This is a genomic window from Micromonospora palomenae (assembly GCF_007829925.1).
In the GTDB taxonomy this organism is placed as follows: domain Bacteria; phylum Actinomycetota; class Actinomycetes; order Mycobacteriales; family Micromonosporaceae; genus Micromonospora; species Micromonospora purpureochromogenes.
The window spans coordinates 76,670-101,168 of the sequence record NZ_VIXA01000005.1 but is presented as its reverse complement, the minus strand read 5'-3'; the positions used below and the strand labels follow the sequence as shown (position 1 = coordinate 101,168).

Genomic DNA, 24,499 nt, shown 5'->3' with positions numbered 1-24,499 from the left:
CCGTCGATCTCGGCCGATGCCGCAACGCCTTCGAAGCCTTCAGTGAACGCTGTGAGCGGCGGCTTCGACCTGAACGCCATGAAGTCTGTGCAACCGGCCGATGGCAGGGCGGTATCCACAGCAGAAGATTGGCTGCATGGCGGCCCAGCGACGCGCACTTTGGTTGACTCTCGCCGTCACGGGTACGACGTTTGGCGTCGTCGGGCTCGCAGCGCTTGCCGTGTTTCTGTACCGGCAGCGACTCGACGACGCTGACCAGTATTCGAGCGTCGTTGGCGCAGCTGCTGCGGCTCTGACGCTAGCCGGGACGGTGATCGTCTGGCTCTTCAGACGTATTCCCGTCAAGCACGTTGCCGAGCCAGTGTCCAACAGTTCCGAATCCACGTCCGCAGAGCCTGTTCTGTGCGGCACGGAACTTCCGCCGACACACTTCGTCGGCCGCCAGCATGAACTAGATCAGCTGGAGGGATGGTTTGCGGAGGGTGATGCGGCGCCACCGCTGCTCGTGCTGGGCGAGGCGGGGGTAGGTAAGTCCGGTCTTCTGGCTTACTGGTCGGACCGATTGCACCGGGGACTGGCCGTGAACGTGCTCGGCTTCAACCTCGGCGGATTCGGGCAGCCTGGTAGCCGCAAGAACGTCTCCGACGCGTTCGGAGAGTGGCTGGCCTATCTGCGACCTGGCAAACCAATCCCGCAAGATCCGACAGCTCGCCGCGTCAGTCTGATGAATATGCTCCGCGATCGGCGCTGCCTGCTCATCTTTGACAATGTGAACGACTACACCGAACTTCGAGCCGTCCTGCCGGCAATCCCGAAAACGTGCAGCGTCGTCATCAGCAGCAGACGCGAGCTGCGTGGTCTGCGTGCTGTCGAAGGTGCCAGGACCCTGCATGTTGGCCGGCTCGGCGAGGATGCCACGCGTCTGTTGGACGCCGTCATGGGCGGGCGCCTCGCCGGTAATCCCGAGATAGCGCAGAAGCTCAGCGCATACTGTGCCGGGCTGCCATTGGCGTTGCGAGTCGTCGCCGAGACCGCCCGGGACCGGCGACTCGACGAAGTCCTCGCCGAACTGACCAACAAGGCCGGTGCCCTCACCGCGATGAGCCGACTAGGCGACGAACTTTCGGACATCCGTGTTGTACTGTCCTGGTCGTACGAAGCACTGCCGTCCGATGCGGCGCGGCAGGCATTCCGTCTCCTCGGCGTATTTCCGGCGAAGGGTTCGACCGCGAGCCTGCACGCGATGGCAGCGCTCCTCGGCCTTGACGTCGCAAGCACACGCGACGTGTTGGACGTTGTAAGGTCGTATCACTTGCTGGAATGGGCGTACGATCCATCCGTAGAACGGCATCTCGTCGCCGGCGTCCGGGACAAAGTTGACCAGACCTCGGCACTTGCGCTGCGGATTGGCCGGCACGACCTCTTGCACAGCTTTGCGGCCGAGCTCGCCGCCGGCTCTATGTTCGCCGAGGAGATCCGTGATGCGCTGACGCGGGTATCCGAGCTGTATCACAACGAGGTCAATGAGGTATTCGACTGGCAGAATCGCGACAATCTGATGGTGGACCTCGACATGCGGGATGCCTGGCGAACCGCCGACCCGATCGGTGTCCAAGTGACCCGCTCGACAGCCGGGCCATTCCAATGGTTTGAGCGGGAACGCACGAACTTCGTTGCTCTTGTGATCCAGGCTGCTGCGCTGACGCCTCCTCTACCGATCACCACCCGTCTGGCCTGCTCAGCGTTCTACTTCCTGGAAGCCGCACGATCCTTCGACGAATGGGACCGTGTCGAAATGGCCGCATCACCCCATGCGCAAGCGCGGGACGGTGATCGACTCGACCTTGCGCGCTGGCTGCGCAATCGTGGCAGGAGGCATCTCGTGACCCTGCTTGAGCACAGCGAGCGTTTGCAACCGTCCGACGGCGGTCGGACAATGCCGACGGAGGCGGCGGCCAAAGCACGGAGATACCTTGAGCACAGTCTCCGCCTGTACAGGCAGGAGTCGACCAGTGCAGTCCAGCCCGATAGGCAGCGCCGAGCGGTCGCCGGGGTTGCCACAACGATGCGTGAACTCGCAGATCTTCGTAGACTCGAGGCAGAGTTTGGCACGGACCCGAAGGGTCCGGCCGAAGCCGTCGCCGCGTACAAGGCCGCACGCGCTGCCTTCGGCGACTACACCGTCAACATCTCCACCGAGTCGCAAGAGAACTGGATCGCCTCGTTCGAGCTTGCATTCGGCGTAGCGTACTTGCTCCTCGGAGCCGATGAACCAGCCGCGCTGGCAGACGCAGGGCGCCTCATTGATCGGAGCATCGCATACGCAGAAACGCTCGAGGATGGGCGCTCGCGAAGCTCCCGGCTGAAGGCGTTTGGATGGCGTCGCCATGGCGATCTTCAACAAGCCCAGGGAAATCACGAAGACGCCGCTGGCAGCTACGCTACGTCGGCAACCGCTTTCGAAGAGGAGGTCTCCGATCCGCTGGGTTGCGCCCGATCGTTGGCCTACCAGGGCCGCGCCCTCGGGTTGCTCCCAGGTCATGAAGATGCGGCGGCACGTGTGTTTGCCCGCGCCATACGGTTGTTCCAGGACAACGGGGCCGGTGATGAAGCAGCCATCGCAGCCGACTGGGCCCGAACCGTCCACCCGCCGCACTAGCTTTGACCCAGGAGTATTTGATGACCGCTGCTGCCGATGTGCCGATGTCGACTCGGATGCAGTTGCTTGACATCATGGCCGGGCCGCACGGTACGCCGCCAACCCCGACCCGGCCGACCGATATTCTCGTCGTTTTCGGTGCCGCCGATCCCCAGTTGGCTTACGACGCCGTTCAACTGCGCGATTTGGGTAGTGTCAGTTACGTCGTATTCACCGGCGGAGTGGGCAAGGACTCCGGCCCGCTAGCCGCCCTAGGGATCGCCGAAGCCGACTTTCTTGCCTCTATCGCCATCGCCGCTGGGCTGCCTCCGGGCATCATCCTCATAGAACGGAGCGCCACCAACGCTGCACAGAACGCGGCGCTGTCCCTACGAACAGCCGCAGCGGCCGGACGGGTCCGCGTCGGCACCACTGTGGCGGCTCTGGCACCTGCCCAACGAAGCCGCCGCCTTTATGAAGAACTCCGATTTCAGGCAGCCAAGTTCGATCCCTCGATCGAGGTCATCGCTGGCCTGTCCAGCGGCAGGACTGCCGTCGATCTAGCGTCCCGAGAGACTCTGGCGGAGTTGGCGAGCGAGCTACGCGGCCTGAGCACAATGCATGCGCTCGATATCCCACGCATTTTCCCGCTGCCCGAATTCCAGACCGGCGGCCAGTACGCCGACCTGGCTCACGAGTTCAACTGCTGAGCTAGCCTCACCGGCTTCAAGGCGACCGCTCCGGTAGACGTATCGGAAGTAGAGCACCTCGCTACGTTGCATCTCCTACGCGGTGCTCCGTCCCTGGCGGCGTCACCGAGGACCACCATCCGACACTGCGGAGCAAAAATACTGGCTAAGGTCAGGCGCACTGTTCTCGGCACGAGCGGGCGTTGCGACACCGGATAGCCGGTCACGGTCCGTAGCGCCCCGGTCAGCGGCATGAGCGCACACGGGAATGGCTTTTCAACATGCAGGACGGCACAGCACCCACGCCGCCTACTCCTCGGCACCGGCCGACGTGTCGTCGATCTGACATTGGTCGGCACCAGGAGCATGGCGTCCCAGCTTCTTGGTCTTGAACAGCGAAGCGGCTGCACCCCCGACCGCGCCGGCTGCACCGGCGATCGCTCCGCCCACACCCTTCACCGCCGTCAGCGCCTGCGGCGCATCCGGGATGCCGTCGCCGTCCAGGTCGACGCTTTTGAACGGACGCGCCACAGCGCCCGCCGCGGCCGCCACGCCGGCACCCGCTACATTGGCGGCGTCGGAGATCCAGTTTCCCGTCGCCTTCGCTGCGTCTTCCAGGGCCGCGAGCGCTCGGTTCGGTTCAGCCTCGACGTCATCGTCCTCGGGCTTCGCCTTCAATGGAATGGCCAAATGTGCCGGGAACTCCTCCGGAGCATCAGCGAACGCGACCCGGGCAGCGTCGACCACCTCCCGACCGAACAGGAAGCGCGTGACCCCTCCTGCCAGGGCTCCGACTCCGTATTCGATCGCCGCCTGCTGCTTCCCGTTCAAGTTCAGGCGCACGGTGTCCAGCTGGCCCGTCTGGATGGTGCGAACGAGGCTCTGCGCCGCGCCACCAGGGAGCGTGTCCGCAAGTGTGTTCGCCCAGTGCGACCAATCGCTCCGACCGGCAGCAATCGCGTGTCCGACGCCAACGGCACCCCCCGTCGACATACTTGCGAGGTCAGTTGCCATCGTCGCGATCTGCTGCTGGCTGACGCGCTCGTTCGACAGTCCGTAGACCAGGGCGTGAGCTTGCTCTTTGTCGAGGTCCATGTTGTGGATGTCAGCGATGGCAAGCCCGAAGATCGCCGTGATCTCGAACTGGAGCTGCTCGTCGCCCGCAGGGAGAAGCGCCGCGACTCGCCGAGCTCCCGTCGTCGCGGCGCCGAGCGCTACGTTCTTGGCAGCCGCCTTCGCGGCTTCCTTAGCGACGACCTTCGCAGCCTCCTTACCCGCCTTCTTCGCTGCCTGCTGTCCCGCGCTCTTGGCGCCGGCCGCAGCGGCTCCGGCGACGGGAATCAGAGCGATCCCGACATCGGCCACTATCGCACCGACGGCGATGACGGCACCCGCGGTGCTGATGGCGGTGACGTACTGCCGCTCGAGCAGTCGGATCACTTCGGCGGGGGTTGCATCCGGATTCCGGCGGCGGACTCGCATGACGTACTTGCGAGCGATCGAATGCCGAGCGCTGACCGCCTTCGCAATGTCCCGCGCGGCGTCCTCCTCGACGAGTTCAGCCTCGAATGTGCGCTCGTCCATGTCGGTCATGATCAGCCCCCTCCGGCTCCCGAATTATTACCGCACTGACCGCCAACCGCTAGCGCAGGTCTGGTCGGACATCTCGCGTTCGATCGGCGCGCTGGAGACGGTAATCGAGTCCTCCGCCCTCGTCGTGGACACCAACGTTGTCGTGGAGTCGAGGCTGGAATTCGAGGCAGGCGAGCTGACCTGCCGTACCGCGTGGGACCGGGACGGCCCGGCTCGCCGGCCTGTACTTCCTCCCGGCATCCGCATGAGGCCACTCCACACAATGCTCTGGGCGGTCGGTGCGGCGGTCGTCAGCGCGCAACCGCCCCAAGCCAAGGGGTCGGCACTCACTGGACCACGGTGCGTCCACTGGACATCGGCACTCTTGTACGCCGTCGTCGCGTTTGTCCCCGTCGTCAGGGTCGGCGTGATCACCCACTGAGGCGAGCGAACCGACAAGCCTGGCTGCCCGGGTCCTCGAGCATCTTGAGCGAGAAATGCTGCGGATTCAACGCTGCGCGGCGCACTCAACTCGGCTACTTGTTTCATTGACCTGCGACCGTGGCCCGGCCAGGCTTCGGTCGAGGCGCCCGGGCTGTCGCTCTCAATTCGGCTGCCCACGCTGGTCGTGTGGCTCTCATTTGGCCTGCCCAGTCCCGGGTGCCGCCCTAGGGCGGGGAGAGGCTCAAGAGCGCCTCTGTGTGTCAACCCGCCGGTGGCGAGTTTGAGTTGATCTTTGGTGAGGTGCCGGTAAAGGACGTTGGTGAGGCGTCGTTTGAGCGCGCGTCGGGCTTCGGCGGGCGTTTTTCCTTCGCTGAGTTTGCGCTGGTAGTAGACGCGGCCAGGGCCTGCGTCGCGGGCTTGGACGAGCGCGACGGTGTGCAGGGCGGTGTCCCCCATCGACGCGTCCTCCGGCGAGCAGGTACGCCACCGGCTCTCCCGTGCCGGGAACCGGCAGATCAACCGGGTACTGCACATCATGGCCACGGTCCAGCTACGCAACCCCACCGAAGGCCGCGCCTACTTCGACCGCAAGAAGACGTCCGGGAAGACGTCGATGGAAGCGATGCGAGCACTTAAACGGCGCCTGTCCGACGTCGTCTATCGACGGATGATCGACGACGCCACGACGGCCACGGCGACGGGCCCGGGAGGACAACGGGAGACGACTACTGACTCCAGCGTGACCAGCTCACATCCCCATGCCAGCTCTTCGGAGAAGTCACTTCCCGGACCCGCCGAGACCCAGGATAGAACTCTCCTCCCGGCGGTGTCTTGACACAGAGGGGAGCCAGATGAGCGCGTCCGACGAGTCGCCGCCACCTGACTCCGCTCCGAGTCTCCTCGGATCGACTCATGCTGGTCGACGTCGGAACGTCCTTCTATTTCAGCCGGCGATCTCGATCAGTCGGCTGCGGTGCTCGTCCTCGCCCGGTACCCGCCAAAGCTGCTCATTCGGCCAGTGCCGATACAACATGTTCCTGTTGGTCGTGGCGATGAGCGCCCGCAGCGGCTCGCGGACCAGGCCGGCCAGCAACTGCTCCTCTCGTTCGGCGTCCTCGGCGACGACCAACACGGCCCCGACCGGCACCACCGGATCGGTACGCCGGTAGCCGGCCAGCAGCCCGCCCAGCCCGTACGTCCGCTTCTCGTGTTCGGCGACTACCTCGCCTACCGGGCCACGATCGACGTGCACCAGGAACCGTAGGCACCGTCCGTCCTCAAGCCAGACGCCATAGCCGTCGGCGCGCAGGTACGCCAGGTCGTGCTGGCGCAGCCACGCCGAGGTGTCCATCGTCGCCAGCCACTGGAACAGCTCACACCGCCCCGGATTCCGCCGCGACACCTCGACCAGCGGCAGGAACAGCAGATCGTCCGACGCGCTCGGATGCCGCCGGCCCAGTTGCAGAGGCACCGGCCGCCCCGAGGCCGCCAAATCACGGCAGAGCCGCTCGGTCCCCTCGGCGGTCGCCTTGTACCACCAGGTGTGGGTACGGTCCTCCTCCGAGCGCTGCCGGCTCACCAGCCCCGCCTCGTGCAACCAGACCAGGTCCCGGTGAGCCGTCAGCCGCGACACGTCACAGACCAGGGCCGCATCCATCGTCGACGCCAGAGCGTGCTGCGCCAGGAACGACAAGATCCGCCACCGCCGCGGCGACAACCGCAGCACGGCCGCGTCGTCACCCATCCTGTGATGATCCCCCCAGACACCGACAGCCGGACAGCCGGTTTCGCCGACCGGTAACGGAGGGTGGTCAGAGGAACCGCCTCGGGGCAGCGCAACCGAGATCACCGAGGCCGAGGACGAGCCTCTTCCGGGGCATCGGACGAAGCACTGGCGGGCTCTGCAAGCACCCCTCGTCTCCAAACCGGGGTTTTGGGGCCGATTTTGGAGATCACTGTTCAGGAGAACCGGCCGAAGAGCTGAGGGCAAAAACAACGATGGAGGCAAACCGGACCACGGCTAGTTGATCTTTAAGGCCAGACTGCCCGCCTCGCACCACCCGCCATACAGCGGCCTCGCCGGCCCGGTGGAGGCTCACCGCCGCATCGGAGCCACCATCACGGTCGTCACCGAGGGTGACACCAGCAGTCCCGCGCTATCGACGCGCTACGGTAGCTCGCCCGGCGAGAACCACACAGCGGACTGCGGCCACATCAGAGCACGCGTCCATGACCACCGCACCGCGTCCACCGCCGGCCGGAACGGTCCCACCGCTCCCGATCACCCACCGAGCACCCAGCCATCGCCACGGACACGAAAAAGGCTCCGGCCTGGTGGAGAACCACCAGGCCAGAGCCTTGATCACCTGTGCGCCGCCAGGGACTCGAACCCCGAACCCGCGGATTAAGAGGCCCGGCCTCGGTCCTGGTTCTAGCCATTCAGCCTCGGCCGCGATGGCCGTTGTCCCTTGCCTGCGAGCGATGGCGTGCGGCTCGGTTGCTGTCACTGTTGCTGTCGGAATCGGCGCGCTAGTCCCGCCCGGACACGAGAGATGTTTTCGCACTTCATGTGCCATCAAGGGCGATGTGCTGCGGGTTGGGCACGAAGGTTACATCCTCCAGCGGGACCGCGCGGCCGGACTCGTCGATGTAGGCCACACTCAGCCGCTGCCCACTGACCCGACTGCGCCGCTGAACGGTCGGACCCCCAGCCGGCGGGCAGTTGCGGTCGCCCCACTGCTGCAGCGCGCCGAGCACGACACTCAGTTCCTCACCCGCCGGGGTGAGGTGGTAACTGAACCTCGCGCGCCCGCCGGGTTCCTGGTAGGGCCGTTTCTCCAGCACCCCGGCCCGGACCAGGGTGGCCAGACGATCCGTGAGGATGTCGGTGGACACCCCGAGACGGGTGCTGAAATCGGTGAACCGAGTAGCCCCACCTAGCGCCTCGCGTAGGACGAGGAAGGTCCACCGCTCGCCGAGGATCTCCAGGCTCCGGGCGATGGAGCAGGTGGGGTATGCGGGGTCGAGGCCGGTGTGCTTTCTCACAACCCCAGCATACCCCCTGTCTTGGATTTTCCAAGTCTGGTGCTAGCTTGGATATCGCAAGCCAGGGTCGCGCCGAAGCGCACCCCGGTCCAACGAATCAGAAAGGGATGAGCCATGTCCCAGATCAGGGTGCGGAAGCACACTGCCAGGTACTGGACGGCAACCTTCGACAACGAGCCGGTGAACCTCATGAATCCAGCCACCGTCTACGAACTCGACGAACTCCTGACCAGCCTGGAGACCGACCCGGACGTCCGCGTGATCGTCTTCGACAGCGCCAACCCCGACTTCTTCATCGCCCACTGGGACGTGACGACACCCAGGGACGTGGTCGTCGGGATGAAGACGGAGGGCGCCACCCAACGCGGCATGCACCCGTACGTCGACGTACAGACCAGGCTGGGCCGTCTGCCGGTGGTCACGATCGCCGCGATCCGTGGGCGGGTACGCGGTGCCGGCAGCGAGTTCGCCCTCGCCTGTGACATCCGATTCGCCAGCCGGGAGCGGGCGGTCTTCGGGCAGTTCGAGATCGGTGTCGGCGCCGTACCGGGCGGTGGTTCCACCGCCCACCTGCCCCGCCTGATGGGCCGGGGACGGGCGCTCGAGGCGCTGCTCGGCGGCGGCGACTTCCCGGCCGAGCTGGCCGAACGGTACGGATGGATCAACCGCGCCCTGCCCGACGCGGAACTCGACACGTTCGTCGACTCCTTCGCCCGTCGGATCGTCGGCTACGACAAGGAGGTGATCGTGGAGATCAAGGGGCTGGTCAATCGCGCCAGCCTCCCGCCGGACGAGGAGTGGCTGGCCGCGACGCAGGCGTACCTCGTCTCCACGGCGCGGCCGGGTGCTGGACGTACGCGCATGGCGACGCTGCTCGAGAACGGGATGCAGCAGGACAGCGAGGTGGAGCGCAACCTCGGCCACCACGTCGCGCGGTACGACGACAACGTCGACTAGCGGTACAGCACCCGGCCTCGGTCTAACGAATCAGACAGGCAGCCACGCCATGCGCGTGATCGAGTACCACAGTCTCGGTAGCTGTGACGTGCTCAAACGGCCCGGCGGCGCCGGGACCGGGGTCGTCGAGCAGCCCGGCTCGTCCGGGCTCACCCGGCACCCACGTCGTGATCAGCGGCGGCCCGCTACGGCGTCAGCGCCGACGGCAGCTGGGCCGAGTACATCGGCGCCGACCCGGCGCACCTCGTTCCGGTCCCGGACGCAGTGGACGACGAGGCCGCCGCCGCGCTGACCACCGGAGCGGGCTGCCTCACCGCCCACCTGGCGCTGACCGAGCTGGCCGATTTGGCTCCTTCTCACTTCGGAAGCGGCGAAGGGCGTCCGTCAGTCCTGACGGACGCCCTTGTTTTCCACAGCGCGCGGCCCTTATTCGGTGGCTAGCTGTGGGTACAGCGCGGACGGGTCGGCCGAGAGGCCCCGCTTGACCTTGCGGGTGACCTCGTCGGCGAGCACCTCGAACGCGCCGTTCTCGATGCCGTCGATCGCCTGCCGGGCGACGTCTTCCGGGCTGATCTTCGGGGCGTCGATGTGCGCGGCCAGGTCGGTGTCGATGTAACCAACGTGCAGGCCCGTCACCCCGACACCCTGCGGCGCTAGGTCGAGGCGGAGTCCGTTGGTCATCGACCAGAATGCCGCCTTGGTGGCGCTGTACGACCTGCCAGTCGCGAGCCAGGACATCACGGAGAGCACGTTCAGCAGGTGGCCGCCGTTGCCGACGATGATCGGCGCGAACGCGCGGGTGACGTACAGCGGGCCGTAGAAGTTTATCTCGAACTCGCTGCGGATCTCACCGATGTCCCCGGTCAGGAGGTTTGCGTTGGCGGTCACCCCCGCGTTGTTGATCAGCACGGCGACGTCGCCCGCCTCCCGGGCCGCCGCGGCGATCGACTCCGGATCGGTGACGTCCAGGCGCAGCGGGATCGCGTCCGGGTTCGTCACGGTCTTCGGGTCCCGCGCCGCCGCGTACACCTTGCGGGCGTTTCGGGCCAGCGCCTCGTCGACCAGCGCCTTACCCAGGCCGCGGTTGCCGCCGGTGACGAGCACGACAGAGTTCTCAATCTTCACGACATGTCTCTTTCGCGTATGGCGCCGTCGAGGCCGCAGTGGGGCACGGGGGCAGATCCGGGAACCCACCAGCGATTTACCCGGGCACGACGGGAACTACCCGGGGCCACGCACGGCCGAAAGCGCAACCGTTGTGTCACCCAACGCAACTTCGGAGGTCGGCATGAACACTTCACCGCAACCCGACACGAGGACCTTGTACGTCTTCCTCACCCGTGGCGTCATCGCCATCGCATGGGCCGCCGTCTTCGTGGCGGTATCGCACTCGCTGACGACCGACGTCACGGTCGGCGCCGGCATCCTGCTCGTCCTCTATCCGCTGATCGACGCGGTCGCCTCGCTGATCGACGCGCGGAGCCAGCGCGGATCCGCTCGGCAGCTGCTGCTGGTCAACACCGGGACCAGCACCATCGCCGCCGTCGCCCTCGGCGTGGCCGCGACCGGAAGCGTCGCGAGCGTCTTCGCGGCCTTCGGCGTCTGGGCCGTCGTCAGCGGTGCGGTGCAGCTCGTCGTCGCCCTCCGCCGCCGGGCGCAGCTCGGCAACCAGTGGCCGCTGCTGCTCGCCAACGGACTGTCGGTCATCGGCGGTATCGCCTACCTCATCGCGGCGGCCGTCGGTCATTGGACGCTGAGCATGATCACGCTCTACACGGCCAGCGGCGGCATCTACTTCGTCATCCAGGCCGGGCTGCTCGCGCGGCGCCGTCGCCGCCTGGCCAACGCCGCCCCGTCCTGAGCGCGCTACCGAAGTGCAGCGTTGCGACCCTTCTACGCCTCCGTCCTGCTCAATGCCGGAGAGAGCGTCAAGGCCCTGTCCGATTACCTGGGCCACGCCGATCCGGGGTTCACTCTGCGCACCTGCACGCATCTGATGCCGTCGAGCGAGGATCGGACCCGGCGGGCCATCGACCATGCGTTTCGTCAACGAACCAGCCAGAAGTGTTATCAATCTCGCCACGCCGTCTGGGCCGCTGTGAAGGCCTCATGGCGCTGGCGTGCTGGCCTCTGTCAGGCGCAAGGCGGCGGAGAGCAGGCCGATGTGTGAGAACGCCTGCGGGAAGTTCCCCAACTGTTGACCCGTACGCAGGTCGATCTGCTCGGCGAAGAGGCCGAGGTCGTTGGCCCGCCCGGCGAGGCGCTCGAACAGCGCGGCGGCCCGATCCCGCTCGCCGGCCAGCGCAAGGCACTCGACCAGCCAGAAAGAGCAGATGACGAAGCCCGCCGACTCGTCGGGCCAGCGGCGGACCAGCCCATCGGTGGTCAGCTCCTGTTCAATCCGTTCGATAGTCGCGCGCATCCGCGGGTCGGCTGCGGGAATGAACCCGATGATGGGCAGGACGAGTATCGATGCGTCGAGCACGTCGGATCCAAAGGCTCTGGTAAAGGCGCCAACGCTGGGATTCCAGCCCTGTTGCAGGATCGCGGCACGGATCTCGTCGCGGGCCGCCGCCCAACGCTCCAGGTCCGCCGCACTGCCGAGGACGGTGCCGAACCGTACGGCTCGGTCCAACGCCATCCAACATCCCACCTTGGACGTGACAAAATGCCGCTCCTCGCCCCGTGCCTCCCACATTCCCGAATCTGGCAGCCGCCAGGTTTCGGCCGCCTGCTCGGCCAGGGAACGCAGCAACCGCCGTACGTCGTCGGGCATGGGTTCGAGGCTGTCACGCAGCACCCACGCGGCGTCGATCACCTGGCCGAGTGCGTCCTGTTGCCGCTGGCGCCAGGCGTCATTGCCGATCAGCACTGGACCCCTGACAAGGTGCCCGGTTAGCACGTCGAGCTCACGTTCGGTCAGGTCGTGCTCGCCCTCGACGCCGAGCATGATCGGTACGGGTTGCCGGCCCACATCGCCGATCGCCTCGGCCAACCAGCGGAAGAGCCGTTCCGCCTCTAACGAGCAGGCCGCCTTGTACAGGGCCCGCATGGCGAGGCTGAAGTCGCGCAACCACACGTAGCGATAGTCGTAGTTGTCGTGGCCCTCCGGCCGCACCGGCAGCGAGGTGGTCGCCGCGGCGACGTACGCACCACTTGCCTGATAGGTCAACCCCCCCAGGATCATCACATTCTGGCGCACCAACTCCGGATATTGCCCTGGGTAGTTGTGCTCCGATATCCAGGAGCGCCACCCCTCGGCTGTCTCGGCGAGGGTCCCTGGTACGTCGACCGGCATTGGCTCGCGTTCGTGATAGGTCGACGAGTAGGACAGGGAGAAGGATTCCCGCTGTCCCGGGTAGACCGTGAACGACGCTGACGCTTCGGTCCGCTGGCGGTGTACCGGCACCGTCGCGGTCATCCCGAGCGTGGTGCCCGTGGCTCTCGCGACGAGAGTCTCGCCGCGCAGATCGAGATGGGCCCGCACGCGGCCGTACTCGAAGCGGGGCGCGTAGGACATCACCATTGGAACGTGTCCGGAGAGCCCTTCCACCAGCCGCAGGAGGAGGCCGGGCGGATTCCGGCCGATCTCGTGTCCGCGGACATTCGAGTCCATGGCCAGGGCGTCGGTGACCGCCACGGATCCGTCCCGGGTGGTGAATACCGTCCGCAGCACCAGCGTGTTTCTCAGGTAGCTCCGCTCGACCCGGAAGTCTCCGGCGGGCCGGATCCACCAATGTCCGCCGTCGTCGTCGAGCAGGCGGGCGAATATCGACGGCGCGTCGAACCGAGACGGGCACCACCAGTCCACGGAACCGTCGCGGCCGACCAGCGCTCCGGATCGGCCGTCGGCGAGGTAGCCGTAGTCTTCAATCCGACCGGCGCACACGGCGTGCAACCCCGGACTGGTCGGTTCCCAGTAGCTGAGCCACCTAGCGATCATCCTTGCCATGTTGGGTGATAGCCGTGTTAGCTGACGGGGCGGATCCTGAGTGGTTCGACCCGAGACGCCCTGAATTGCGCTTGCGCCTACTTACCCCTGTCCGGTTGATTTAACCGGGCGGAAACCGATGCGCGGGCTATGGACCCCCGGCAACGCTGGCACACCCGCCACGACCTACGCCTGGCGATCGTGACCTGGATCGAACGCACCTACCACCGCCGCCGACGCCAACGACGCCTCGGCCGGCTTACCCGATCGAATGGTCGCGTTGGCCCCGGGTCTGCGCCGTGGTGAACTTCTCGCGCTGCGATGGTCGGATCTCGTGACCTGAACACCGGCCAGCAGCGGGTATGGCAGACATTGCAGCGGGTTCGCGGCGACGGGGTGGTGTTTGGCCCGCCCAAGTCGCGCCGCTCCCGACGGGTGCTGACAATGCCGGCCGTCGTGGTGCAAGCGCTGAAACGCCATCGCAACGCCCAGGGGCAGGAGCGCAAACTCGCCGACGGGCAACGGCAGGAGACAGGACTTGTCTTTACGACCGCCACCGGTCGCCACCGCGATCTGCGAGTGACCGAGGATGTCGATGACCACCCGGGGCGACACGCCAGCGGCCAGGAGAAGAGTGGCGCAGGTGTGCCGCAGGTCATGAAACCGGATCGGCCGCACACCGGCTCGCGCGATCAACCGGCCGAAGGCGGTGTTCAGGTTGCGTGGTTCGACGTGAACCATGAACATCTACGGGCACGTCATGCCGGCGATGCAGCAGGAGGCGGCCGGCCACATGGATGCGGCCCTCACTGAGCCGGAACCGGAGTTGGGTGATGACGCTCACGACTGAGGCCGTTGCTGTCAGGACCCCCGAAACGACATCTGGGCACCCACCCGGAAGGGGTGGATGCCCAGATAATTGCTGGTGCGCCGCCAGGGACTCGAACCCCGAACCCGCGGATTAAGAGTCCGCTGCTCTGCCAGTTGAGCTAGCGGCGCTCGTTGGCAACGGAGAGAACATTAGCAGGTCCCTGAGCCCGGTTCCAATCCGATACCCAGCTCACCTGTTCGGGCGAGCTTAACGGGCAAAGGCCCCCAAATCGCTGCGCCGAGCGCTCGCGGGACCAGGACGGCGGCGTCGATACGGCACCATGTCGCCAGGCACGCGAGAACTGAGGTGGGAATGGGCAGGTTCACGCGGGCCGGGGCGATGCTGGGTGCCCTGGCCCTGGTGACGTCGTTGGCACTGACCGGGTGCGGAGACGACCAGAAGAAGGCCGCCGAGTTCGTCGGCGGCGGCGCGGCTCCGGGTACGGGCGCACCCGCGGCCGCGCAGGGGGCCGAGACCTCCGCGCCGGCTGAGAGCCTGACGGTGAGCCCGGCCGACGGGGCGAAGAACAAGCCGGTGAGCACCGAGATCAGCGCGAAGCTGCCGGGTGGCGGCACGGTGTCCTCGGTCACCCTCGCCTCGGCCGACGGCAAGCAGATCGCGGGCAGGATGCGGCTGGACGGTTCCTCCTGGGTGCCGTCGGCCCCGCTGAAGTACGGCACCGAGTACACCGCCACGGTGACCGGCACCGGCGCCGGCGGCGAGCCCCGGCAGGGCACCAGCACCTTCACCACCATGGCCAAGCCGAAGTCGATGATCAGCTCCGGCCTCTACCTCTTCGACGACAAGACGTACGGCGTGGGCATGCCGGTGGTCGTCGAGTTCCACCCGGGCATCCCGAAGAAGGACCGGGCGGCGGTGCAGAAGCGGATGTTCGTCAAGACCGACCCGCCGCAGCCGGGCGCCTGGCACTGGGTCTACAACGGCACCCAGGCCTACTACCGGGCACCGGAGTACTGGAAGCCGGGCACCACCCTCGACGTCCGGATCGCGCTGGCCGGCATGCCGTTGAGCAACGGTCGTTACGGCAATGTCGACCGTACGGCGACCGCCAAGATCGGCCGGTCCTTCGTGATGAAGGTCGACAACAACACCAAGAAGATGACCGTGTACCAGGACGGCGAGCTGGTCCGCACCCTGCCGGTCAGCCTGGGCAAGAAGAGCACTCCCTCCTCCAGCGGCACCCTGGTGGTGATGGAGAAGAAGGAGAAGACGGTCTTCGACACCATGGACGACCCCGACCCGGACAACCGGTACCGCACCGACATCGACTTCGCCCAGCGGTTGACCTGGGGTGGCGAGTACATCCACGCGGCGCCCTGGTCCGAGGGGGTGCAGGGTCGGCAGAACGTCTCGCACGGCTGCGTCAACGTCTCGATGGCGATGGGCCGCTGGCTCTTCGAGCAGACGAAGATCGGCGACCCGATCACCATCAAGGGCACCGAGCGCCGCGTCGCCCCCGGCAACGGCTGGACGGCCTGGAGCCTGAGCTGGTCGGAGTTCGTCAAGGGCAGCGCCCTGCCCGTGCCGGACGGCGGCTCCGGCCCGCTGCTGTAACACCCACCCGGTCGGGTCGGCGGTCACGCCGGCCCGACCGGAGCGGGCCCGGCCCGCGCCGGTCACTGGTGCGTGGGGGCCAGAGGAACCGAGCAGCCCTCACGAAAGCCCCACATTTTACCGGTATTCGCACTCCCCCATCGGCGTGTTTCTGTTCACGGCCGGCAACCGACCGGCGCTCTCTCGCGTCAGTGGTAGAGGATGGGGCATCGGGGACCACGACTGTGAGGGAATCATGCGAGCTACCCACCACCGGCTGACCCGGCACGCCGGGCGGCGCCGCGCACTCGCGGCGGGGCTCCTCGCCGCGACGCTGGCGCTCACCTCCGCCTGCACGGGCTCCGGCGACGACAAGCCGTCGAGCTGGCAGGGCAGCGGCGAGAGCGCCCCGAAGGCCGCGGCCACCATCACCGAGCCCAAGGCCGACGCGACCGACGTCCCGGCCTCCACCGGCATCACCTTCACCACGAAGGACGCCAAGGAGACCAGCGTCGAGCTCACGGACGCCAGCGGCAAGGCCGTCGAGGGCGAGCTCGCCGCGGACGGCAAGAGCTGGCTCCCCGCGGGCGCCCTGGAGTACGGCGAGAAGTACACCGCCACCGTCACGGCGACCGGTGACGACGGCAAGCCGGCCACCGCGACCAGCGCCTTCACCGTGATGGCCAAGCCCGACAAGCAGGTACGGATCACCAGCTTCCTCGGCGACAACCAGGTGGTCGGGGTGGGCATGCCGCTGATCGTCCGGTTCGGCCGGGCCATCCCCGAGGACTACCGCGACGACGTCCAGCGTCGGATGACCGTCACGTCCACGCCGGCGCAGGAGGGGATCTGGCACTGGTCCAGCCCCACCGAGGTCCGCTACCGCCCGAAGGAGTTCTGGCAGTCGGGCACCACCGTGTCGTACCGGGTGCAGGCCGGCGGGCTGCCGATGGGCGACGGCTGGTACGGCCGCTCCGACCTGACCGTCGACGTCAAGATCGGCCCGTCACTGGTGATGCAGGTGGACAACAAGACCAAGCGGATGACCGTCACCAGGGACGGCAAGGTCGTCAAGACGATCCCGGTCAGCCTCGGCAAGAAGAGCACCCCCTCGTCCAGCGGGACCATGGTGGTGATCGAGAAGCTGCGCAAGACCGTCTTCGACACCATGGAGGAGCTGGGCCCCGAGGAGGGGTACCGGACGAAGATCGACTACGCCCAGCGGCTCACCTGGGGCGGCGAGTTCATCCACGCCGCGCCCTGGTCGGAGGGGAAGCAGGGCAGCGTCAACGTCTCGCACGGCTGCGTCAACGTGTCGATGGCCAACGGCGCGTGGCTCTTCGCCAACACCCGCATCGGTGACCCGATCACGGTCAAGGGCACCGAGCGCAAGCTCCAGAACGGCAACGGCTGGACCGACTGGAACATGAGCTGGGACGACTACGTCAAGGGCAGCGCCCTGCCGTACGAGGAGCCGGAGGCCACCCCGAGCCCGGAGGCCACCCCCGGCGACGAGGCTCCCAGCGTGGAACCCACCCCCTGACCGGCCCGGACACGACGAAGGCCCCCTCCGCGAGGAGGGGGCCTTCGTGTCTGGGGTGACTGATGGGAATTGAACCCACGACAACCGGGACCACAACCCGGTGCTCTGCCAACTGAGCTACAGCCACCATGCCTTCCGCGCCGGTCGCCCGGGCGGTGCGGACTAATAATAGCCACACCCCGGCCGCCCCCGTCCAGCGGGTTGCGCACCGCCCGCCCGCGCGGGGCCGGCGCCGCGGTCTACAGCTGGGCGGCGATCCCCTTGGCCGTCTCCACGTCCGGTCCGGGCAGGGGTACGAAGATCGTCCGCCGGTAGTACTCCAGCTCGCGGATGCTCTCCCGAATGTCGGCCAGCGCCCGGTGGGCGAGGCCCTTCTGCGGCTGGCCGAAGTACACCCGGGGGTACCAGCGCCGGGTCAGCTCCTTGATCGAGGACACGTCGATCATGCGGTAGTGCAGGTGGGCGTCGAGGCGGGGCATGTCCCGGGCGATGAAACCCCGGTCGGTGGCGATCGAGTTGCCGCACAGCGGGGCGCTACGCGGGTCCTTGACGTGACTGGTGACGTACTCCAGCACCATGTCCTCGGCCTCGGCCAGGGTGACGGTCGAGCGCCGCACTTCCTCGGTCAGCCCCGACTTGCCGTGCATCGTGGCCACGATCTCCGGCATCGCCGCCAGGGCCGCCTCGTCGGCGTGGATGACCACGTCGACCCCCTCGCCCAGCACGTTGAGGTCGGGATCGGTGACGAGCGCGGCGACCTCGATCAGCGCGTCACCGGCGAGATCCAGCCCGGTCATCTCACAGTCGATCCAGACGAGAAGGTCAGCCACCGGGACAGACTAGCCGCAGCCCAGGTGTCGCGCCTCGGCACCGGCGGCGGACCGGACCGCTAGGGTTTCCCCGTGCCAGCAGAACCGGTCGCGCCACCCGCCGTCAGCTCCGACGACCAGGGGGGCCGGACGGTCCGTCGGGTCGTCACGGTGCTGGCGCTGGCCGCCGTGCTGCCGGCCCTCTACCTGCCCGGCATGGTGCACGACTTCTTCGACCTGAAGATCTACATGCGGGCGATGGACTGGTGGTCCTCCGGGCACCCGCTCTACGACTACGTACAGCCGGACCGGGTCCAGGGCGAGCTGTACTTCACCTATCCGCCGTTCAGCGCGCTGCTGCTGCGGCCGTTCGCGATGCTCCCGCTGGGCGTGACGATCGCCGTCTTCACCGTCCTGACCGCGATCGGCGTGATCGTGACCACCCGCTGGTTGGTCCGCCCGGTGATCGAACGGCACGGGCTGCCCCGGACGTTCACCCTCACCGTGGCGGTGCTGCTGGTGTTCGCGGTGGAGAGCACCCGGGAGACGATCACCTTCGGGCAGATCAACATGCTGCTGGTGGTGCTGATCCTGGCCGACCTGCTCTTCGCCGTACCCCGGGGGCGGCGCTGGGCCGGGGTGGGCGTGGGGCTGGCGACGGCGCTCAAGCTCTTCCCGGGCATCTTCATCGCCTACCTGCTGGTGAGCCGGCGGTGGCGGGCGGCGGTGGTGGCCAGTGTCACCGCGGCGGCGGCGACGCTGCTGGCCGCCGCGTTCGCGCCCGGGGACTCCTGGCGCTTCTGGACGCACGAGCTGTGGGCCACCAACCGGGTCGGACGCACCGACTACACCGGCAACCAGTCGCTGTTCGGGTTGCTCAGCCGGATCGACGCACCGGCCAAACCGAACCAGCTGCTCTGGCTGGCCCTGGTCGCGGTCGTCGCCGGGTACGGCCTGTGGCGGGCCGCCCGCGCCGCCCGGGCCGGTGACGAACTGGCCGGGCTGACCCTCACCGGGCTGGTCGGCGGCCTGGTCAGCCCGATCACCTGGACCCACCACATCTACTGGTTCATCCCGGCCGTGGTGGTGCTGGTGGACGCGGCGCTGCGCGCGGACCGGGACAGCGTGGCGGGGGCGCGACGTCGGCGTCGCCTGCTCGCGCTTGCGGTCGGCACGGCGTTCGTGATCATCTACGGGGTGGTGTCCTTCTTCGACTGGGGCGTGGCCCCGGCGCGTACCGACACCCCGGCGGAGTTCCTGGTGCGCAACGCCTACGTGCTGCTGGCCCTGCTGTTGCTGGTGACGCTCCCGGTGCGCCGGCGGGCGGAGCCGACCCACGGATAAGTTGCGCCAAATGGACAGATCTTCCACCGGCCTACTTTCGCCGCTAATCTGGCGACACCTACCGCAGACGTCTGTCGGGTAGCACCGATCCCCCGGTGAGGACGGCCCTCCGCGTCGGCAGCGCGGCGGGCCGTTCGCCGTGGCGGGTCAGTCCGTACCGGCGGGCCGGGGGCTCCCGGGCACCGGTTCGGCCGTCTCCTCGGGACGCTCCGGCGGCCACGGCGGCAGGTCGGCGAGGGTGGCCGGACGGCGCGCCGGGACCGCGCCGATGGCGGCCCGGGACCGCTCGGGCGCCCCGACCGACACCAACTGCCGCTCCGGCTCGGGCGCCGTGCCGAGGCCGCTGAGCGAGCTGACGCCCAGCCGACCGGCGAGCACCGGGACCTGGTCCGGCTCGACCACGAAGACCACCTCGCGCGGGCGTACCGGACGCAGCAGCACCAGCACCGCCAGCACGACCAGCAGGAGCCCGCCGGCCAGCGCACCCCAGGCCACCGGGCGGAACCAGTCCGACCGCACCTCGGCCCGCAGGTCCAGGGCGAGGTCCGCGCCGCCGTCGGGGCGCATCACCACCAGGCTCAACCGGCGGCCGGCCAGCTCACCCGGGGTCCACTCGACCGCGCCGATTCCCTCGCGTACCCAGAAGGGCGCGTCGAGCGGGGCGGCCGGGACCGCGCCGGCGGGCCCGGCGGTGGGCGCGGCGCCGGCGTCGGTCAACCGGACCGGCAACGGCCCGCGGGCCAGCGCGATCCTCTCGACCGTGACGTGCGGGACCGGGGCGAGCCAGCGGCGGACCTCGTCGGCGGGCGCCAGACCGACGAAGGCCGGCCCGTCGGCGGTACGGGCCGTCAGCCGCAGCCTCGCCTCGCCGACCCGGGTGAACGGCGCCTCCGCGCGCAGCAGCGCGTCGACGTCCTGCACCACCACCGCCCGGCCCGCGCTGCGCACCGGCTCGAAGCGGGCGCTGAAGGTGCCGTCGGTGCTCGCGTGCCGGGCGACCAGGCTGAGGCCGCCTCCCGCCAGCAGGGCGGGGATCCCCACGACCAACAGCAGCATTCCGACGAGCGACCGCACGAACCGCATCCGTTCCGTCTCCTTCGGTGACCGGGTACCCGGCCGACCTTACCGACGAGACCGCCGTGATCTGCGCATATCGCTCGGGACGGACAGCCGCCGGCCCGCCGGAGCAACTCCGACGGGCCGGCGGGCGGAGCGGGTCAGGCCTTCGGCGTCGCCTCCCGGCGGGTCCGGGCGAAGGCCAGTCCACCGAGGAGCAGACCGGCCAGCCCGGCCACCAGGCCGGCGATGGCCAGCCCGGTCGCCGTCCCATCGGAGTCCTCGTCGTCATCGTCGTCGTCGGCCGCGGCCTGCCCGGCCGGCGCCGCCCCCGGCGTGGCCGAGGCCGATGCCGAAGCCGGGGCCAGGGTGAGCACCGGCGCCGGGTTCTCCGGCTCCTCGGCGCCCGGCGTCGGCTCCTCGATCCACCGCGCGATGTTGCCGTCGGAGTACGTCTGCAAGGTCTTGAAGGCCATCCGGTCGACCTGCGGCAGCGGGCCCATCGAGACCGGGAACTCCTGGAACTGGCCCGGCTTCACCGCCGCGTCGCCGGTGGCCGTCCAGGTCAGCTTCGACACCGCCTCGGTGAGCTGGCTGCCGTGCACCTCGATCGGCGGGTCCACCTTGCGCTTCTCCACCGCCACCGTCCAGCCGGGCACCGGCATGGTGGAGACCGAGCCGACCGGCGCGTTCTCCGGCAGCACCACCTCCACCTTGGTGGTGGACGCGGTGTCGCTCTCGTTCGGCACCCGGAAGGCGAAGCGGCCGTAGGAACCCTGCGTGGCCTCCCTCGGGTTGACGGTGACGTGCGCCGAGGCGGGCCCGGCGAAGCCGAGCACCGCCGTGGTGACGGCGGCGAGCGCGAGAGCGGCGGCGGTTGCGGGGCGCCGGAGACGGATCATCTGTGGGAGAGCCTTTCTCGTTACCTGATCGGCACGGTGGCGGTCACCGTGGCCTGGTCGATGTCGGACGTGCGGGCGGTGACGCGCAGCTGCCACTCGCCGGCGCTCGGGAAGTTGATCTCCCCGGTCACGTGGTTGTCGGTCAGCGGCAGCAGCGGGATGTCGATCGGCTCGATGCCCGCCGACGGCAGCGCGGCGGTCACCTTCCACTCGGCCACCGGCTGCGGCCGGTTGTCCCTGGTGTACGCGTACAGGTGCAGCGAGTTGTTGCCCCGCTCGGCCGGATCCAGCTCCACCTGCAGCGAGTAGATCGGGCTGGTCAGCGTGGTGGAGAAGTAGCCGGCGGGGGCGCCGGCCACGTCATCGGCGGCGACCCGGGCCGGGGTGGTCTGCACCAGGGTGGCCGTCACCCCGAGCACCACCGCGGTGATCGCCAGCTCGGCCCAGATGGCCCGCCGCACCGGCACCGGACGCTGCGCGGCGGTCCGCCGCCGCACCAGCCACCGGGAGTACGCGGCCACCGCCATCACCAGCGCGAACAGCCCGACCTTGGCCAGCAGCAGCCGGCCGTACGTGGTGTCGACGAGCGGCCGCACGCCGCCCACCTCGATCAGCCCCTGCACAATCCCGGCGAGCAGCAGCGCCGCCACCGCCAGCGCCGCCCAGCGGGACCAGATCGGCAGGATCGCCCCCAGTTCCCGCTCGTCGGCGCGGCGCAGCAGGAAGACCGCGAGCATCACCAGCCCGCCCAGCCAGACCGCCATGCTGCCCAGGTGCACCGCGTCGACGGCCACCGACACGGCCGGCGCCGGGGAGGCCGCCGGGTGCCCGGCCAGCGGCCAGGTGAGCAGCCCCGCCCCGCCCAGCACGGCCAGGATGAGCGCGTCGGCTCGACCGACCGGGCCCCGGGTCAGCGGGCGCAGCAGGAACGCCGCCGCCGCGAGCAGACCCAGGCGGACCAGGTGCGCGGTGCCGTACGTGCTGCCCAGCATCTCGCTGAAGCCGGCCCCGGTGACGTCGGTCAGCCCACCCCCGGCGGTGTACGGCACCTGCAACCACAGCTCGGCCAGGGTGGCCAGCGCGAGCAGCCCGACTCCCGCCCAGGCGAGCCGGGCCGGGCCCCGGCGGGACAGCCGGTGCGGCCAGAGGGCGGCGAGCACCAGCGCCGGACCCACCACCAGCAGCAGGCCCACGTAGCCCAGGTACTTCGCCACCTTGACCGCGTTCTCCACCACCGGGTTCGCCCGGCTCTCCACCCCCGAGTCGGTCGGGGGCGTCGAGGGCGCGCCGACCGAGTAGGTGAAGGCGCCGGAGACCGGGTGGCTGTCGGCGGAGATCACCCGGTAGCTGACCAGGTAGGTGCCGCGCGGCCCGGACGGGTCCACCGGCACGGTCACCAGCGCACCCTCGAAGGTGGGCTCGCCCCGGTCGGCCCGGGAGCCGTCCGGGGCGATCACCCGGATCTTGCCGGTGACCTTGCGCACCGACTCGCTGAAGGTCAGCACCACCTCGGCCGGGGCGCTCGGCACCACGGCCGAGGCGACCGGGCTGCTGCTGGCCAGCACGGCGTGGGCGCTGGCCGGGGCGGCCGGGGCGAGCAGCAGCGCGACGAGGGTGACCAGCAGGCCGGCGGCGGTACCCAGCCGCGCGAACCAACGACGATCGACGACGTTCATGCCGGCCATGCTCGCCGACGCGACGCCCCCGCGCCGACCCGACCCCGTACCGGCGCCGGACCGGTGCGACCCCGGCCGGGCGGCGGCGGGTGGCCCCGGGACGGTCGGCCTCACCCGCGCCCCGCCACGACCGCGCGCGACCAGGGCCGGTCGGTCTCGCCGCTGACCCGGCCGAGCGCCCAGAGCAGGCCGGCCTGCACCACGGCGGCCAGGTGGCCGACCTCGTGCACCAGGGCGGTGGTGGAGTTGGCGATGTCGACCACGCTGGTGCCGGCCAGGCAGAGCGCCAGCACCAGCGCCACCGGCAGGAACGCCCGGGCCCGCTCCGGTCGCCACGCGGCCAGCGCGAAACCCACCGCGAGGGCCACGTCGAACGAGGCCATCTCCCGGCTGGTGTGCGGGTCGGCGGCCACGCCGAGCCCGGCCAGCAGCATCGGCAGCGCGATGGCGAGCTGGGCCACCGCCGCCACCGCCACCGCGACCCGCAGCACCTGACGACGGGCCGCCCGGACGGCCGCCGGCGAACGCGCGGCCAGCACCGGGTCGGCGGCGACCGCCGCCAGCACCCGGGCGGTCAGGTCCGGCACCTGCACGGAACGGACCCGGGTGAGCCGGGTCACCTGCTCGGCCCGGGCCAGCCAGGACCGGCAGTCGGCGCAGGACGCGGTGTGCGCCTCCAGCGCCGCGGCCGGTGCCTGCGGGTCCTCGCCGTCCAGCCGCGCCGACAGCGCCACGCGTACGTCGTCGCACTTCATGAGCAGGTAGTCGGGTGGCGGAGCGGGAAAGTTCCCGACGTGGGCCGGGCCATAGAAAGGGCCGAACGACCCTGCTCGCCCCGGGTACGCCGCGTAACCTCGGGTGACGTGATCCCCGCCCCGCGCGACACCACCGCCGGCCGCCCCGACGCGGCACCCGGCGCTGCGCGCGACACGGCGACGCACTGGGCGTTGCGCGCCCGCGAGGGTGATCCCCGCGCCCAGGCCGCCTTCGTCCGGGCCACCCAGGCGGAGGTGTGGCGGTTCTCCGCCGCCCTGGTCGACCCGGACACCGCCGACGACCTCACCCAGGAGACCTACCTGCGGGCGTTCCGGGCGCTGGCCGGCTTCGAGGGGCGCGCCAGCGCGCGTACCTGGCTGCTCGGCATCGCCCGGCGGGCCTGCGCCGACCACCTGCGCATCGTGGTGCGGCGGCGCCGGCTCGACGAGCGGCTCGCCGCCGACGCCCACACCGGCCGCCCGCACCCGGACCCGGCCGGGCACCTCGGCGCCGCCGACCTGGTCCGCCGGCTGCCGGCGGAGCGCCGCGAGGCGTTCGTGCTGACCCAGTTGCTCGGCCTCTCGTACGCCGAGGCGGCCGCCGTGGCCGGGGTGCCCGTCGGCACCATCCGCTCCCGGGTGGCCCGCGCCCGGCACGACCTGGTCGACGCGGTCGGCGACGCGCTGGCCGGCTGACCGGTGGAACCAATCGG

Annotated in this window: 18 protein-coding genes, 2 tRNA genes and 3 pseudogenes; 10 read left to right on the top strand and 13 right to left on the bottom strand. The window is 69.2% G+C overall.

What is annotated here, in order from left to right:
- Positions 1 to 136 precede the first annotated feature (136 nt).
- Positions 137 to 2,659 (top strand): NB-ARC domain-containing protein, encoded by a 2,523-nt coding sequence (locus tag FHX75_RS27420; protein ID WP_170285478.1) that lies wholly within the window; start codon positions 137 to 139, stop codon positions 2,657 to 2,659.
- A 20-nt stretch (positions 2,660 to 2,679) separates the two neighbouring features.
- On the top strand, positions 2,680 to 3,348 hold the full coding sequence (locus tag FHX75_RS27415) for an ElyC/SanA/YdcF family protein (RefSeq protein ID WP_154943248.1): 669 nt from the start codon (positions 2,680 to 2,682) through the stop codon (positions 3,346 to 3,348).
- 288 nt (positions 3,349 to 3,636) lie between these two features.
- On the opposite strand, the gene FHX75_RS27410 is transcribed toward FHX75_RS27415, so the two are convergent.
- Positions 3,637 to 4,920: a hypothetical protein gene (locus FHX75_RS27410; protein WP_211364617.1), complete on the bottom strand. Its 1,284-nt coding sequence runs from the start codon at positions 4,918 to 4,920 to the stop codon at positions 3,637 to 3,639.
- 868 nt (positions 4,921 to 5,788) lie between these two features.
- Here FHX75_RS27410 and FHX75_RS27405 point away from each other — a divergent pair.
- The gene (locus tag FHX75_RS27405) at positions 5,789 to 6,178 is read left to right on the top strand and encodes a transposase (RefSeq protein ID WP_211364616.1); all 390 of its coding nucleotides are present in this window, start codon (positions 5,789 to 5,791) and stop codon (positions 6,176 to 6,178) included.
- Positions 6,179 to 6,286: 108 nt separating this feature from the next.
- On the opposite strand, the gene FHX75_RS31320 is transcribed toward FHX75_RS27405, so the two are convergent.
- Together FHX75_RS31320 and FHX75_RS27390 are read right to left on the bottom strand one after the other, a co-directional pair.
- A complete protein-coding gene (locus FHX75_RS31320) occupies positions 6,287 to 7,087 on the bottom strand; it encodes a MarR family transcriptional regulator (RefSeq protein WP_246158735.1) in 801 nt (266 codons plus the stop codon).
- A gap of 821 nt (positions 7,088 to 7,908) precedes the next feature.
- Positions 7,909 to 8,388 (bottom strand): winged helix-turn-helix transcriptional regulator, encoded by a 480-nt coding sequence (locus FHX75_RS27390; protein WP_154943246.1) that lies wholly within the window; start codon positions 8,386 to 8,388, stop codon positions 7,909 to 7,911.
- 114 nt (positions 8,389 to 8,502) lie between these two features.
- On the opposite strand from FHX75_RS27390, the gene FHX75_RS27385 reads away from it, so the two are divergent.
- A complete protein-coding gene (locus tag FHX75_RS27385) occupies positions 8,503 to 9,345 on the top strand; it encodes an enoyl-CoA hydratase/isomerase family protein (RefSeq protein WP_154943245.1) in 843 nt (280 codons plus the stop codon).
- 426 nt (positions 9,346 to 9,771) lie between these two features.
- On the opposite strand, the gene FHX75_RS27380 is transcribed toward FHX75_RS27385, so the two are convergent.
- Positions 9,772 to 10,470 carry an SDR family oxidoreductase gene (locus tag FHX75_RS27380; RefSeq protein WP_211364615.1) on the bottom strand — a complete coding sequence of 233 codons (699 nt, stop codon included), beginning with the start codon at positions 10,468 to 10,470 and terminating at the stop codon, positions 9,772 to 9,774.
- Positions 10,471 to 10,633: 163 nt separating this feature from the next.
- On the opposite strand from FHX75_RS27380, the gene FHX75_RS27375 reads away from it, so the two are divergent.
- Both FHX75_RS27375 and FHX75_RS32330 read left to right on the top strand, forming a co-directional pair.
- A complete protein-coding gene (locus tag FHX75_RS27375) occupies positions 10,634 to 11,206 on the top strand; it encodes a DUF308 domain-containing protein (protein WP_154943244.1) in 573 nt (190 codons plus the stop codon).
- Between the two features lie 18 nt (positions 11,207 to 11,224).
- Positions 11,225 to 11,389, top strand: a pseudogene (locus FHX75_RS32330) (site-specific integrase); the annotation flags it as partial.
- Positions 11,390 to 11,452: 63 nt separating this feature from the next.
- On the opposite strand, the gene FHX75_RS27365 reads toward FHX75_RS32330, so the two are convergent.
- The 3 genes and pseudogenes from FHX75_RS27365 to FHX75_RS27355 all read right to left on the bottom strand — a co-directional run bounded on the left by FHX75_RS27365 (position 11,453) and on the right by FHX75_RS27355 (position 14,275).
- Entirely contained in the window at positions 11,453 to 13,288 is a 1,836-nt protein-coding gene (locus FHX75_RS27365; protein ID WP_154943243.1) for a glycoside hydrolase family 15 protein, read from the bottom strand.
- 567 nt (positions 13,289 to 13,855) lie between these two features.
- Positions 13,856 to 14,017 (bottom strand): annotated as a pseudogene (locus tag FHX75_RS31805) (tyrosine-type recombinase/integrase); the annotation flags it as partial.
- Positions 14,018 to 14,199: 182 nt separating this feature from the next.
- A tRNA-Lys gene (locus FHX75_RS27355) sits at positions 14,200 to 14,275 on the bottom strand.
- 184 nt (positions 14,276 to 14,459) lie between these two features.
- Here FHX75_RS27355 and FHX75_RS27350 point away from each other — a divergent pair.
- Positions 14,460 to 15,722, top strand: coding sequence for a L,D-transpeptidase (locus FHX75_RS27350; protein WP_154943241.1), 1,263 nt, complete (start codon positions 14,460 to 14,462; stop codon positions 15,720 to 15,722).
- 235 nt (positions 15,723 to 15,957) lie between these two features.
- On the top strand, positions 15,958 to 17,244 hold the full coding sequence (locus tag FHX75_RS27345) for a L,D-transpeptidase (RefSeq protein WP_154943240.1): 1,287 nt from the start codon (positions 15,958 to 15,960) through the stop codon (positions 17,242 to 17,244).
- A gap of 51 nt (positions 17,245 to 17,295) precedes the next feature.
- On the opposite strand, the gene FHX75_RS27340 is transcribed toward FHX75_RS27345, so the two are convergent.
- Together FHX75_RS27340 and orn are read right to left on the bottom strand one after the other, a co-directional pair.
- Positions 17,296 to 17,371, bottom strand: a tRNA-His gene (locus tag FHX75_RS27340).
- A gap of 112 nt (positions 17,372 to 17,483) precedes the next feature.
- Positions 17,484 to 18,074, bottom strand: coding sequence for an oligoribonuclease (orn, locus tag FHX75_RS27335; RefSeq protein WP_154943239.1), 591 nt, complete (start codon positions 18,072 to 18,074; stop codon positions 17,484 to 17,486).
- Positions 18,075 to 18,146: 72 nt separating this feature from the next.
- Here orn and FHX75_RS27330 point away from each other — a divergent pair, with 72 nt between their 5' ends.
- Positions 18,147 to 19,397 (top strand): glycosyltransferase family 87 protein, encoded by a 1,251-nt coding sequence (locus FHX75_RS27330; RefSeq protein WP_154943238.1) that lies wholly within the window; start codon positions 18,147 to 18,149, stop codon positions 19,395 to 19,397.
- Between the two features lie 147 nt (positions 19,398 to 19,544).
- Here the strand turns inward: FHX75_RS27330 and FHX75_RS31800 are convergent.
- From FHX75_RS31800 to FHX75_RS32055, 4 genes and pseudogenes are all read right to left on the bottom strand, one after another.
- Positions 19,545 to 19,949 (bottom strand): annotated as a pseudogene (locus tag FHX75_RS31800) (hypothetical protein); the annotation flags it as partial.
- Between the two features lie 665 nt (positions 19,950 to 20,614).
- The gene (locus tag FHX75_RS27320; RefSeq protein ID WP_154943236.1) at positions 20,615 to 21,355 is read right to left on the bottom strand and encodes a YcnI family copper-binding membrane protein; all 741 of its coding nucleotides are present in this window, start codon (positions 21,353 to 21,355) and stop codon (positions 20,615 to 20,617) included.
- 20 nt (positions 21,356 to 21,375) lie between these two features.
- Complete coding sequence (locus FHX75_RS27315) at positions 21,376 to 23,040, bottom strand: copper resistance CopC/CopD family protein (protein WP_154943235.1); 1,665 nt, start codon at positions 23,038 to 23,040, stop codon at positions 21,376 to 21,378.
- A gap of 101 nt (positions 23,041 to 23,141) precedes the next feature.
- Positions 23,142 to 23,786, bottom strand: coding sequence for a zf-HC2 domain-containing protein (locus FHX75_RS32055; protein ID WP_154943234.1), 645 nt, complete (start codon positions 23,784 to 23,786; stop codon positions 23,142 to 23,144).
- Between the two features lie 108 nt (positions 23,787 to 23,894).
- On the opposite strand from FHX75_RS32055, the gene FHX75_RS27305 reads away from it, so the two are divergent.
- Positions 23,895 to 24,482, top strand: coding sequence for a sigma-70 family RNA polymerase sigma factor (locus tag FHX75_RS27305; protein ID WP_154943233.1), 588 nt, complete (start codon positions 23,895 to 23,897; stop codon positions 24,480 to 24,482).
- Positions 24,483 to 24,499 lie beyond the last annotated feature (17 nt).